This window comes from Alteromonas sp. G4i13 (assembly GCF_054960505.1).
Genome location: NZ_JBHNYX010000003.1, coordinates 168,091 through 183,023, shown reverse-complemented (window position 1 = coordinate 183,023; position 14,933 = coordinate 168,091). Strand labels below are relative to the sequence as shown.

6 protein-coding genes are annotated in these 14,933 nt (G+C 44.0%); all 6 read left to right on the top strand.

Translation table 11 applies throughout. From position 1 onward, the window contains the following. Window positions 1-275: 275 nt before the first annotated feature. Window positions 276-3,137: a TonB-dependent receptor gene (locus ACFI6J_RS02520; protein ID WP_014949451.1), complete on the top strand. Its 2,862-nt coding sequence runs from the start codon at window positions 276-278 to the stop codon at window positions 3,135-3,137. A 130-nt stretch (window positions 3,138-3,267) separates the two neighbouring features. Next, entirely contained in the window at window positions 3,268-4,788 is a 1,521-nt protein-coding gene (locus tag ACFI6J_RS02515) for a tryptophan halogenase family protein (RefSeq protein ID WP_462585664.1), read from the top strand. A 290-nt stretch (window positions 4,789-5,078) separates the two neighbouring features. Further along, entirely contained in the window at window positions 5,079-8,129 is a 3,051-nt protein-coding gene (locus ACFI6J_RS02510) for a TonB-dependent receptor (RefSeq protein WP_462556832.1), read from the top strand. An 83-nt stretch (window positions 8,130-8,212) separates the two neighbouring features. Beyond that, entirely contained in the window at window positions 8,213-12,544 is a 4,332-nt protein-coding gene (locus ACFI6J_RS02505) for an alpha-1,6-glucosidase domain-containing protein (protein WP_462556835.1), read from the top strand. Between the two features lie 166 nt (window positions 12,545-12,710). Next, window positions 12,711-13,571 (top strand): patatin-like phospholipase family protein, encoded by an 861-nt coding sequence (locus tag ACFI6J_RS02500; RefSeq protein ID WP_014949455.1) that lies wholly within the window; start codon window positions 12,711-12,713, stop codon window positions 13,569-13,571. A 789-nt stretch (window positions 13,572-14,360) separates the two neighbouring features. Beyond that, window positions 14,361-14,849, top strand: coding sequence for an RNA methyltransferase (locus ACFI6J_RS02495; RefSeq protein ID WP_207198495.1), 489 nt, complete (start codon window positions 14,361-14,363; stop codon window positions 14,847-14,849). Window positions 14,850-14,933: the final 84 nt, after the last annotated feature.

Below are 14,933 nucleotides of genomic sequence, written 5' to 3'. Positions count from 1 at the left end.
GCGCGCTTATTAACAACTCTGCAGAAATGCATGTAACAAAATTACAACTATCTGCCGTAAAAGCCCCGTATAATCCATATTGTGTTGTTAAATTACATAAAGGCCTGCATATCCTTTGTTAACGGCGTGTTGCACAAATTTTATTGAATACGTATGCAGGCAATTGTGCAAACCCTAGGTCCTCTATAGCATTATGCCGACGAGATGTATTGTCATTTAATTGTCATAAGAACAACAAAAAGACAACAACTATAACCGTATGGGACACCCGTTTTATGAAACAATTTAAACCCAACCTAATTAAAGCTGCGCTTATTTCAGGCGGTATGGCGTTTGGTAGTGCACCAGCATTTGCACAAGATGCAAACACTGATGCTGTTGATGAAGCAAATCTTGAAGTAATTCAAGTTAGCGGTATTCGCGGCAGCTTACAGCGTGCTCAAGCAATCAAAATGGATAACACTTCAATTGTTGAAGCGTTATCAGCAGAAGATATTGGTAAGTTACCAGATACCAGTATTGCAGAATCAATCGCACGTCTTCCTGGTGTAACTGGTGAACGTCGTAACGGTCGTACAAGTGGTATCTCTGTTCGTGGTTTTAACGAGAACTACGTTGGTACGTCACTGAACGGTCGTGAGCTTCTAGGTATGGGTGATAACCGTGGGGTTGAGTTTGACCTTTATCCAACGGAAATCATTTCAAACATTCTGGTATACAAAACACCAGAAGCGGGCATGACTACCCAAAATATCGGTGGTTCAATTGACCTTCAAACGGTTAAGCCTCTAACGGCAGAAAGCACGTTTACCGTAAACGGCACGTTCGAGAAAAATGCTGAAGACTCTCCAAACCCAGATTTTGACAACGACGGTCATCGCATTTCTTTAAACTTTGTCGATCAATTTGCCGACGATACGATTGGTTTAGCGCTAACTGTTGCGAGCATGGAGTCTCCACGTCAGGAGCAACACTTCCGCGGTTGGGGTTACGCCACAGTAAACACTACACCAGAAAACACGTTTGACGATAACGGAAATCCTCTTTGGAACCCTCGTCGTTATGATGGTCAAGACACTGTAGACGTTCCTGATGGTACTGTTGTATTGGGCGGTCACGATTCATTCCAGCGTTCAGCAATGCTAGAACGTGACTCAATTGCCGCTGTAGTCCAGTGGGCACCTACCGATAAGCTCAATATTCAACTTGATGCGCTTTATATCGATTTTGTTGAAGACGATGTACGCCGTGGTCTTGAAGAAGGCGGTGCAGAGTGGGGTACAAGCGCTTACACAATCACTGGTGTTGAAAACGGTCTGGTAACTAGTGGTTACTCTGATGGTTTCTATAGCGTTGTTCGTAACGATGCGCGTCGTCAAGAAGCAGACCTAACCACAGTAGGCATTAATGCTGAATACCAAATCAACGACTCTTGGACACTAGAACTAGATTACTCTACCGGTAAAGTTGAAAAAGAAATTATCGATGTAGAAAGCTACTCAGGTGTAGGTCGTGCTGGTACTGAAGGCCGTCCAATTACTGCACGTAGCTGGGAAATGACATCTTCTGGAGTAATGTTCTCTGACCACCCAACTATTGCACCAGTTGACCTTACCGACCCAACACTTATTAGCCTTGCTGGTCCGCAAGCATGGGGCGCACGTCCGTTACTTGAGTCTGACGCACAGGATGGTTTCGTAAACCAGCCGCTTTTCGAAGAAGAGCTTGATACCCTTCGTTTCGACGTTAAAGGCTATGTAGATTGGGGTGTGGTAACTGGCCTATCTGCTGGTGTTGTATATTCTGACCGCTCTAAATCTAAAGACAATAACGGTGCTTACCTAACAGCGCCTTCATATCCTGGAAATGCTGCTATTCCTGAAGTGCTAGGCGTAACGAACCTTAACTTTATTGGAATTGACGGTGTTTTAGCGTACGACTCGCTAGGTCTTTTCGAAAGTGGTTATTACATTGAAAGCGATGCAAGCCGCGTTCAAAACGATCGCTTAGGTGATACTTACACCGTTGATGAAGAACTACTTACCCTTTACACCAAACTAGATTTGGAAATGGAAGTTGGCGATATTTGGGTGCGCGGTAACGTAGGCCTTCAAGTAGTAAGTGCAGATCAAGAATCAACAGGTTTCTCTGCAACGTCTGACCGCGAAGGTTACACCATTGCTAGCCCTGTAACAGGTGGCGCAGACTACACAGATGTTCTTCCAACACTTAACCTTTCAGCAGAAGTGGCTGAGGGCCAGTTTGTGCGCTTGGGCTTGAGCAAAGTTATTTCTCGTCCGCGTATGGATGACATGCGTCCAAATACTCAGGTTACGTTCTCGTTCAACGATAACCAAATTACTAGCACTGAAATTGAAAATGGTCCATGGGGTGGTAGTGCTGGTAACCCTGAATTGCGTCCGCTTGAAGCTAACCAGTTTGACTTAGCTTATGAGAACTACTTTGCAGATACAGGTTATGTAGCTGTGTCGTTCTTCTATAAAGACATTAAAAATTGGCACCGCAGCACGTCAATTGTGGCTGATTTCACAGAGTTTTATATTCCTGAGCTACATCAGGGCTCTGAAGGTCAAACTCCTGTATTGTTCACAGGTCAAGTAAGCAGTGTTCTTGATGGTTTCGAAGGCTTTGTTCGCGGTTACGAATTACAAGGTTCACTTCCATTTGACATGATCCATGATTCACTTGAAGGCTTCGGTTTGTTCGCAAGTGCAACCTTTATGGATGGTGAAGTTGACGCGGCTCCGGGGCAAACTGAAACACGTATTCCTGGACTATCAGAAGAGTCTTACAGTATGACTTTCTTCTATGAGAATGCTGGTTTCGAATTCCGTCTTGCGGCAACAAAACGCGATCAGTACCTAACTGAAGAACGTGGTGTTAGTTTGGCGTTAGTTGATGCAACGAAGCAAGGCGGTACGCTTGTTGATGCGCAAATTGGCTATGACTTTAGCGAGTCTGGTATCGAATATCTAGAAGGCCTGCGTGTTACTTTACAAGCACAGAACCTGACCGATGAAGATGATATTCAAGCGTCAGCGGCTGACGGCCGTCAAATCACGCAGTTCCAAACTTATGGAACGAACTACTTGCTAGGATTTAACTACAAGTTCTAATTTCTTCGTGTGTGTAAAGCCACCTGCTGCTTTTTGTTTTAGCTTGTGCTAAAAGAGAGAGCAAATGGTGGCTTTTCTTTTTGTATGAAAGGAACCCTTCAAAATTTTTGGTACGAATTGCGAGAAGTTTATGCAAGATCCTCATAATAAACCGATAAAGCGTGTAGTGATTGCCGGCGGTGGAACGGCAGGTTGGTTAGCTGCTTCATTAATGAAAAAGGTGTTGGGTAAAGCAGTTGATATTACTCTGGTAGAATCTGAAGCGATTGGTACGGTCGGTGTTGGTGAAGCTACCATCCCGCCAATACGCCTAGTAAACCAAGTGTTAGGTATCGACGAAGCACAGTTTCTTCATGATACTAAAGCAACGATAAAACTTGCTATACGGTTCGAAAATTGGAAAACGAAGGGTGAAAGCTACTATCACACCTTTGGTGCGCCGGGCAAAAGCATGGCGTTTTGTCATTTCCATCACTATTGGGTAAAGGCGCGACAGCAAGGCCTAAAAGACGACCTGTGGGATTTTGACCTAAATTACCATGCCGCTGAAGCGGGACGATTTGCGCAGATAAATGCCAAAGACCCAGTCGTTGAGCTACCTTTCGCCTATCATTTTGACGCCAGTTTATACGCTCAGTATTTACGAAAGCTGAGTGAAAATATGGGGGTTGTACGCAAAGAAGGTAAAATTTCACGTGTTCAACGTTTTACCGACAGCGGTTTTATTCAAGCACTTCACTTAGAAAGTGGGGACGTGGTTGAAGGGGACTTATTTGTTGATTGCACGGGCTTTAAGGGGCTCTTGATAGAGGAAGCGCTGGGCGCTGGTTACGACGATTGGTCTCACTTACTTCCTTGTGATAGTGCCATTGCAGTACCGTCTGAGCGACATGAAAAAACCGCGCCTTACACGCGCTCTATTGCCCACGATGCGGGTTGGCAATGGAGGATCCCACTGCAACACAGAAATGGTAATGGCCACGTATATAGTTCACGCTATATCAGTGATGATCAGGCCTGTGACACCTTGTTGTCAAACTTAGATACCAAACCATTAAGCGACCCTAAACTGATAAAGTTTACGACGGGCAGACGACGTAAGCAGTGGTACAAAAATGTAGTCGCAGTAGGTTTATCAAGTGGGTTCTTAGAGCCCCTCGAATCCACCAGTATTCACCTTATCCAATCTGCAATCGTTCGCTTGATTCAATTGTTTCCGCATAATGGTTTTGCCCCAACGCTGGAATCTGAGTATAACAAGCAGTCTGAATTAGAATTTGAACAAATTAGAGATTTTCTTGTTTTGCACTACAACGTAAACGAGAGAACCGACAGTGCTTTTTTCAATGATATGCGAAATATCACATTGCCTGATTCTCTTGCACACAAGATTGAATTGTTCAAAGAAAGCGGTAATTTGCTACGCGAACAAAATGACTTGTTCCTTGAGAGTTCATGGCTACAGGTTATGTACGGGCAGGGTATTATGCCAATGGATTATCACGGGTTAGTAAACAGTGTGCCTGAAGTTCAGTTAAATCAAATGTTAACAAGACTGTTGGAAATCAAAAAAGAGCCCATTGCTAAGTTGCCGACACATGACGAGTATATAAATGGGATGGTTGCAAAGTATAAGCGCGCAATGAGTTGAATAATTTCATATGGTTAGAAGTGCTGCGAACGAACGCATTAGCTAACTAAACAGGTAAAGGATAAAGCAGCCAAAAGGCTGCTTTATTCGTTTTTAAGGATGAATTGTTACAATTATGCTGGTTTTTTACTGGTAAATTAAAAATATGTTGCGCCGATGTAAATGAATACGTATGCATAGCATTGCTCCCTTTTTATACAAAACAGTAGTATTTGGTGTTGAACCATAAGAGGCATTTTTGGGTGTGGTAGTCCTAAAAGTGTCGATAATAAACAAGGAATGGGACACCAATGAAAACATTCAAACCCAGCACTATCATGGCGGCCTTGATAAGTAGTGGGGTCGCGTTTAGCGCAGCTCCTCTTTATGCCCAAGAGTCTCCAGACACCTCAATAGACGAAGTTGAACGACCACAAGAAGATACCTTAGAGCGTATTGAAGTACGTGGTTTTAGTACCAGCTTGATCCAATCACTAAACCAGAAACGCTTCTCTGATACGGTTTCTGAACAAATATCTGCAGACGATTTGGGCGGACTTCCCGATGTGTCGATGGCGGATGCACTGACCCGCTTGCCAGGTATCTCTGCAGTAAGAACCGGGGGGCAAGCCGCGCAAATAAATATTCGTGGTCTATCCGGTGACTTTGTGTTTTCTACATTAAACGGTAGAGAGCAGGTATCGACCAGCGGAAGTCGGGCAATTGAGTTTGATCAGTATCCTTCAGAGCTTATTAGTGAGGCAGCGGTTTATAAATCACCCAAGGCATCGCTTATTGAGGGGGGTATAGCGGGTACGGTAGAACTTAAAACTGCATCTCCACTTGCCATTGAAGAGCAGCATAAATTCAGCGCCAACATGCGTGGCATGTACAACGATAGAGCGTCAGAGGTGAGTGATGCTACAGAGTATGGACATAGACTGAGTTTTTCATATCAAAGTAAATTCCTTGACGATACGCTAGGTGTATCACTAGGTTATGCTCGTTTATTCCAACCGAGCGTTTCGACGCAATTCATTGGTTTAGCTTATAACGGTCAAGTTGATGTAGACGGACTTGAAGGTGATATAGACGGGCCAGCAGATTGCCCCAATTGTGAACTCATTTCAGAAGGCTTTGAAATGCAGCACAAGGGCGGGGAAGAGACTCGCGATGGTTACGTTGCCGCGTTTGAATGGGCACCTATCGATACCTTTACACTTAAAGCTGATGCTTTTATCTCGAAATTTGACTCCGAAGCCTTTGCACGTGGATTTCGCGTTAAGCTAGGTGGAATAAACGCTGGTATAACTAATCCTGTAGTAGTAAATAATAGCGTAATTGGCGGCACATTTTCTCGTACAGACAACAGCTTTACCCGTGTTGAGTTGGTAAACGACGACAACCAAGATTTCGACAGTGTTACCAACTTAGGCGTGAATGCTAGCTGGGAGATATCGCCAGATTTAGCGGTTCAGTTTGACGTCTCCCGTTCAAGTGCTGAAAGCGACTTCAGAAACGGTTTACTTTGGTCGCTCGTTGGCGAAGATGCGACAGCGGCAAACCCCGTGTTCGACGAAAACGTCCAAATTTCTTATTTGCTCAACGGACTAAACTTACCTGATATCGGTTTTAATCAAAGTGATGCTTTTACAGACTTAGACCGTGTAATGGTAAGTAAATACGGTATTTATCCGTATGAAAACAAAGATGAGTTAGACGCCTATCGCGTAGACTTCCAATATTATGTCGATGTGCCAATCATTTCTGGCTTTGAATTTGGCTATCGTTACTCAGACCGGGAATATAACAATGACCGCTCTGTGTTTGAATACGGAAACGATAGTGCATTCTCAGTAAGCGAACCGCCACTTCAGCTAACTTCTGATATGGTCGAAGAGGTTAATTGGAGCGGTGATTTTGGTTATTTTCCAAGTTATCTTTCCGTTGATCTAGACAGTGCACTTAATGCTTGGTTTCCAAGCGGTAGGCCACAGCCTGTTCAAACCTGGGGACCAGGCGCTGCCGGCGTTATCAATGGTCCAGGTACAGGGCCTGCTACTGCGTGGACGCTACAAGAAAGTGGCGATGTATTTGAAACTGTGAATTCTGCTTACTTGATGGCAAACATTAATACAGAAATTGGCAGTATTCCTGTTACAGGTAATGTTGGTGTTCGTTACGTTAAAAGTAAACAAAGTTCAACGACGCTACAGCGTGCTACTCAGTTAATTGAAGACCTTGAGACCGGAACATCGGTTGAAATTAGTGACCCTACGGCTGGTGCACAAAACATTACCGACGACGTAGGGTTAATTAATAATTTTTATCGCCCAGCGTTGATAAGTCACGAATATTCTGACGTTTTGCCTTCAATTAACCTGAACTTTAAACTTACAGATGACACGCAACTTCGTGTAGCTGCTGCAAAAGTGATGGGCAGAGCGCCAATAAACCGTTTTGCCGCAAATGCGTCAACCACTATTGAAACGGTTACCGCTTTCCAAGACAGAGACTCGGGTGAAATTACGCTTTCCAACCCTACGGCAAGGGTTAGTGGTAGCGCCCGTAACAGCCCTTATTTAGAACCATTCTATGCAACTCAATACGACGTTTCGTGGGAGTATTATTTCTCAGATACGGAAGGTGCATTAGTTGTTGCTGGCTTTTATAAAGACATTGAATCGTTCGTAGAAGACATCGAAATAGAGCCTTATGATTTTGAAGCAAACGGCATTGTAATTCCTGATAACGTAAGTGTGCCGGTTTACTTGACGCCAGAGTTTGCAGGACAGGAAGCCGAACTAGCGCTTGATGAAAATGGCGACCCCATCTTTATTACCGTCCCTACTGAAAATGGTAGCTACAGCACAGCCGTAAACAATGCCGAAGGTGGCTATATTCGCGGTTTAGAAATCGCCTATACGCAAATTTATAGCATGCTACCTGGCATGTGGTCAGGCTTAGGCGTTAGCGCAAGTTACTCTTACACCGAAAGTGAAATTCAACGCACGCTAGGTGATGACGTGTATGCCGCTAACTTACCAGGTCTTTCTGAAAACGTTGCTACGCTAACCGTGTTTTGGGAATACGAAGGTTTTGAAACTCGCTTGTCTAGCCGATATCGCGATGCATTTGTTTCGCAGCAAGTAGCGGTAAACGATCAGGTGGTTAACTTTGACGAAGAATTGGTTATTGATTACCAAGCGTCGTACGAGATTAACGACAATTGGAGCGTACTTTTTCAAGTTAATAACCTAACAGACGAGCCAACGAAGAGCTACTTCTCATCAGAAGAGCAAACCGGCACTATCCAATACTTTGGTACGCAATATTACCTAGGGATGACATATCAACTATGAAAATCAGCATCTTAGGTAATTTATTTAGCAACACGAAGGAATATTCGGTTGCCAAAAGTAGCGAAAATATTCAGGAGAATTCTATGTTTACTAAAAAAAGAGTAGTGCGCGCTGCGTTACTCGTAGTAGGCGCATATACACTTGCAGGTTGCGGTGGCTCGGGCGTAGAGTCGGGCACCAACGATCTGCTTACCTGTGAGGTGCCAAATGTACCTAATTCAACAGGTACGGCTTGTGAACCACCACCACCTATTCAATGCGATGCGCCGCTCGTACCTAATGAAGCGAACGATGCATGTGAAGCCGGTGCTGATCCAAGTTTACCTGCACCTGTATTTACCCCTTCATCTAATCAAGCTGTACTTTATTATAATCGGGCTGCTGTTGACGCTGATAACTCAAGTAACGATGCAGCTTATGAAGGCTGGAGACTACATACTTGGAACAATGACGAGTGTGATGCTTATGCTGACGCAGACACGGATTGGGCCAATGGTCGCATTCATAGCGGTATCGATCCAAACTATGGTGCGTATTGGATTCTAGACCTTAAAGAAGGGTATGGAAGCTGCCACAATTTCATCATCCACAAAGGCACTGACGATGCCGGAAAAGAAATGGGGGGCGGAGACTTCCAGGGTTCTTTAGTACAAGATGATGAAACATTTGTACGCATGAATTTTACCCTCTCTGGCGAGGCAACCATATTCGAGTTTCCTATCATGTCTCTTGGTCCACAGCCTGTTGATATCGAGGGTTTTGGCGCGCATTGGTTAGATGCCAACACTATTTTATGGGACGTACCTGAAACTGTTTCAGAGGTGAAACTTCACTATTCAGCACAGGCTGACTTAGAGAGCACGCTGGAAGAGGGTATAAACGGTACTCAAGTAACGTTAATGAGTACAACACTTACCGAAGAGCAATCTGCCCGTGCGCCGCACTTATCTGCTATGCAGGCTTGGGAAGGCGACTGGTCGGTTGAAGATGCTAAAACCGTGTTGACGACACAAGCCGTAGTAGGGGGTTACGATGCTGACGGTGCGCTTGTCGTTGCGACCGGGATCCAACTGGCCAACGGAATAGACGCACTATATACGCTCGGTGAAGACGATGCCGACGAAGCTCAACTTGGTGGTATCTACTCTGATACAGGTATTACTGCCGCATTGTGGGCGCCTACTGCTTCAAATGTTGATCTTCTGATTTATAACGACAACAAGACATTAAGCCAGCGTATTGATATGGTTCGCGATGATACGTCTGGTGTCTGGCGTCATGAAGGCGATATGTCCCTTGACCGTCAGCTTTACCGTTATGAAGTTACCGTCTATCACCCTATTACGGGGAATGTAGAAACGCTGCTTGTTACAGACCCATATTCTGTGTCACTAAGCACAAACGGCCGTTTCTCTCGCTTCGTAAATCTAGCTGATGATGATTTAAAACCACAAGGCTGGGATACTCATACTATTCCGACGGTTGAAAATTATGAAGATGCAGTCATTTACGAAGGACACGTTCGTGACTTTAGCGTACGTGATATGTCTACGTCTGAGGAAAATAGAGGTAAATACCTTGCCTTTACTGAAGAGGGCACAGCACCGGTTGAGCACCTTAAAAAGCTTGTTGAAGCAGGGCTTACTTACTTCCATATACTTCCAGCAAATGACATTGCAACCATCGATGAGGATCCAACAAAAACGGTAGATTTATACGATACGGTAGGCAAACTGTGTCGCTTAAATAGCAGTGCTGCGGTATGTGAAGAAGAAAGCGCTGATGCATTGCTAATTGACGTTTACAACGGTTACGATCCTTTATCTCAAGCGGGTAAAGCCCAGCAGCTTACTAATGATTTACGCAATCTAGACACATTCAACTGGGGCTATGATCCTCATCACTTTAACGCGCCGGAAGGCAGCTATGCGTCGAGTGCAGAGGGAGTAGAACGCATTGTAGAAATGCGCGCCATGATCCAAGCACTTCACGAGATGGGGCTACGTGTTGCACTTGATGTAGTCTATAACCATACCAATGCGTCTGGTGTTTTCAGTAAGTCAGTATTAGACAAAACGGTACCGGGTTACTATCACCGTTATGAAGTGGATACTGGTGCGATTGTTCGTGAAACGTGCTGTGATGACACAGAGCCTCGCAATGTCATGATGGAAAAGTTCATGGAAGATTCGCTGCTGATGTGGACTGAGCATTATAAGTATGATTCATTCCGTTTCGACATCATGAGCCAAGCTACAAAAGACACTATGGTACGCTTGCGTGATGCAGTCCAAGCTATCGATGCTGACAACTATTTCTACGGTGAAGGCTGGACTAAAATAGACCGCGGTTACGAGCAAGCGAGCCAGCTCAATATGGCTGGTACCGAGATTGGTACCTATAACGACCGTATTCGCGAAGCTATTCGCCAGGGCGCTATCTTTAGACCGGAAGATGAAGGACTATTAAGCGCGCAAGACCGCGTAAAAATGGGCATGATCGGAACGTTAAAAGACTATGTTTTGGAGACGTCTTCAGGAAGTGCAGGCGCTACCAGTAACTTAGGCGGCTATGCAGAAGATCCTGCGGATATCATTAACTACGTGTCGAAGCACGATAATGAAACACTGTGGGATCAGTTAAACTACACGCTTCCACAAGATATTACTCTAGAACAGCGGGTTCGTGCCCAAAATGTAGCAATGGGTATTAATCTTGTGTCTCAAGGTATTCCATTTTTACAAATGGGCGGCGACATGCTTCGCTCAAAATCAATGGATAGAAATACCTATGATGCGGGCGACTGGTTTAACTACGTCGATTTCACCTACGAAACGAACAACTGGAACGTAGGTTTACCGTTGGCACAAGACAACGAAGCCCGTTGGGAAGAAATGGGTGAATTCATTTACAATCCAAATCGCGCGGCCTCAATGGCAGATATAATGTTTGCCTCTGATGTGTTTGCAGAATTGCTTAATATTCGAATGACAAGTCCGCTGTTTAGATTAACCACCGCTGAAGACATCATCGACCGTATAGGTTTCCACAATATTGGCGAACGCCAGCAGCGTGGTCTTATAGCGATGAGTATTGATGACGGCATATCTGAAAACAGCGAAGTACCTCGCCAAGATTTAGACATAATGAATGATGCGGTTATGGTACTTGTGAATACGGGGTATGAAGAGAAGACTATCACGGTAAACACAGCAACAGGCTTTTCACTTCACGCCACACAAATGAATTCTGTCGATGCAGCGGTACGCGGCGCCACATTTGTAGAAGGTGAAGATGGTAATGGAACCTTTACCGTTCCTGCACTAACTATTGCTGTTTTCGTAAAACCACAGTCTGGAGCTCAAGGTTATGGTCTATCAGCGTATGCCACGTCTGGTGCGCCTGATGTTGTTCCTTACGGCGACACCATCGCTTACCTGCGTGGAGATATGAATGGTTGGTCAACGGATGATGCATTTACCTATCAGGGTGACGGTAAGTACACCGTAACAGCTACACTTGAAGGTGGCGTTACATATGGATTCAAATTCGCATCTGAAGATTGGAGTACAGTGAACTTTGGTGCAGCGGATGGTGAAGAAGGTACAGTAATAGCGGGTGAAGAAAAGGTTCTTGCACGTACTAATACCAACCTTTCATTTACACCAGCGACGAGCGCGACCTACCTGTTTACTATTGATGCGACTGATAGCGAAGCACCAATCCTTATGGTTGAAAACGAAGAGCCCTATGTTGGCACACCAGTGTATCTTCGTGGTGCAATGAACGACTGGGGTACGGCTGAGGAGTTTGCTTACCAAGGCGGACGTATTTACACTTTCTCTCGTGATGTTGAGCCAGGGACTTACGAGTTTAAGATTGCTTCAGAAGATTGGAGTACCGTGAACTTCGGTGCGATATCAGCCGATGATTCAGATCGCAACCTTGCGCCTGGCCAGACTTTGGGGCTCGCCGCTACCAACGACAATCTTATTTTGAACATTGAAACCGCCGACCGCTATGTGTTCGTATTCAACGTCACTGATTTAGATGCGCCAACCATTGGTGTATTTAAAGAAGCGTTTTGGGGCGACACTCAAGTTTATATCCGTGGTGGTATGAATGGCTGGGGAGCTGTCGATATGTTTGAATATCAAGGAGAAGGTGTTTATACCACAGACATTGAATTGAGCGCAGGTAGTATTGAATTCAAAGTCGCTTCTGAAGACTGGTCGACAGTAAACCTTGGCAACCCGAACGATGCAGCAAGCAACGTAGTAACGCCTAGCGAGCCGAAAACACTTGGCGCAAGTAACAATAATCTAATGATTGAAGTTGCAGAGTCTGGTCTATACGAGTTTAAGGTATCTGGCCCTGATGGAAATGCACCTACGTTAACGGTTACGAAAAAGTAAGACCGAATAAACGTTAATTTGATAAATTTCTAATAAACCAAGATTTAAAAACCGCGACGTAGTTCGCGGTTTTTTGTTTTTGGCATATCTCTTGATTCTCTAGTAGTATCACCAAGAAAATAGTGGTCGTACCAGAGTGGTTGAATTTATTCAAAAGGAGATGAAAATGAAACGTGCACTTGTTGTTGAAGGTGGCGCTATGCGCGGAGTTTTTGCAGCAGGCGTGTTAGACAAATTCATGGAGCATGACTACCATTCGTTCGACTTCGCGATTGGTGTTTCAGCTGGCGCAACTAATCTTTCAACCTACGTGTCGAAAATGCATGGGCTTAGTAAAACCATCATCACGCAATACGCCACAAAGAGGGAGTTTTTTAGCCCGCTTCGTTTCATAAAAGGTGGGCACATGACAGATGTTCATTGGCTATGGCATCACTCTAAACAGTCCATGAATATTCCTGCACCAGGTGAAAAAAGCAGCATGCCACTGTATGTTGGGATTACTAATGCAGAGTCAGGTGAATGTGAATATATACAAGCCACCAAAGATAATGTTGATGATTTAATGGTAGCTTCCTGTGCGTTGCCAACTGCATACCGAGACGAAATTTCAATAAATGGTACGCGATACTTGGACGGGGGAGTGGCAGATGCAATACCTGCTATCCAAGCATACAAAATGGGTGCGAAGGATATCACGGTTATTCTTTCTCAACCGTTAGGTTTTACAAAACCAGAAGTAAAGTCTGTTTGGCTAATGCAAAAGATGTATGGCAACCAGCCTGCGCTACTCGATAAGATGTTGCAGCGTGCAGCCATTTATAACGAAACGTTAGCTTTTCTCAATAATCCACCCGACGACTGCACAATCCGTGTGATAGCGCCTGATGAAGCTTTTTGCGTTAAGCGTTTAACTATGGATAAGAAGAAGTTATTGCGAGGCTACGGTCAAGGGCGGCGCATGGCAAGACGCTATCTTAAACATTGCTATGAGAATTCAGTGGAAAGACAGCGCAAAAGCGCATAGCTACCCTACCAGACTGATTTCTTCTTTCTGTACAAAGCCTGTATGCAAATCGCAACAAAAGGCTTATATAGCTTGGTTTTTTTTCCAAGCTTTTTTTTATCTCCAATAAAACTCTAATTTTCAGTATCTTACCCTGTTTCAATTTGGCAACAGTTTAAGCTTAAGTTACTGGTTCTTACTTCTAGTACCAGTCTTACACAGCGTGAATTGTTGAATTTAGCAACGCTATTTCCCTTACACCGCTTATAACTAGCGCTGTTGACTTCCCGTTTGAACATAAGTTGCCATATTTCCTATTTTAGTAACATTTTGAAAAAAATGAATTTTATCGAGTTTATGAAGCATTCTTATGTAAACTTTGCAGGGAATGTGCAATATTTTCATTAAATTGGTCTACATCTTGCTGAACAGGTGGCAATAAACGCTGTTTTTTTAACGATGCGAAGATTTCAGGTGGTTCATTTATCTCAACATTAAATCCTTCTTAAAAAAGGGATTGAGTAAATAGACCAAACTGTCACACGTTATTAAAATATAGAAATTATAATCGACCACGCTTTGCAATATCACGTGCTTCTCGATAGCAAGAGGAGACCAGTGCTCATTGGCAGAAATGCTTATTGGCATAGTTGAATCGCGAGTTTTGTGTCTACCGCTTTTTAGATAAATTTAATCATACTTAAGGTTAGTTTACGCTAACCTGTCTAGAAGCGTGATAAAGAACGTGGCAATATCAAATGCTGAATAAAAAATAAAATAAATACAAACGTGCAAATTGCGAATCAGAAAATGTCAATTGGGTTAATAAACCCGAAAAATCCCGTAAATGTTGCTTCTATACTGCGAGCTGCAGGTTGTTATGGTGTGGCCAGCGTTTTTTATACTGGTCAGCGCTATCGATTTGCTAAAGATTTTAATGCGGATACGAAAGCGTTTCATAAAGTCATTCCGACCATTGGGGTCGACGACTTAAAAGAAGTAGTGCCTGAAGGTGCGTCAGTCGTAGCGGTTGAACTGGTAGAGGGTGCTACACCACTACCTTTGTTTGAGCACCCGAGCAATGCGTTTTACTTGCTAGGTCCTGAAGATGGCAGTATTGGCGAAGACGTTTTGTCTTGGTGCGATCATGTTGTCTACGTTCCTACTTTTTCATGCATGAATTTAGCGGCCACAGCAAATGTGTTGCTGTATGACCGTCTGTCAAAGTCTGATTACGTAAGTGGGGATGCACTTATCAGACAAAGTAGAGATACGAATAACAAATCTAAGATTAAATAGTAATTAAATAACTAAGGCTGTCGTTGCGAACAGGAAGTTACCCACAAGCCTAATAATAAATTAAATCAGGGGAGCTTTGCGTTG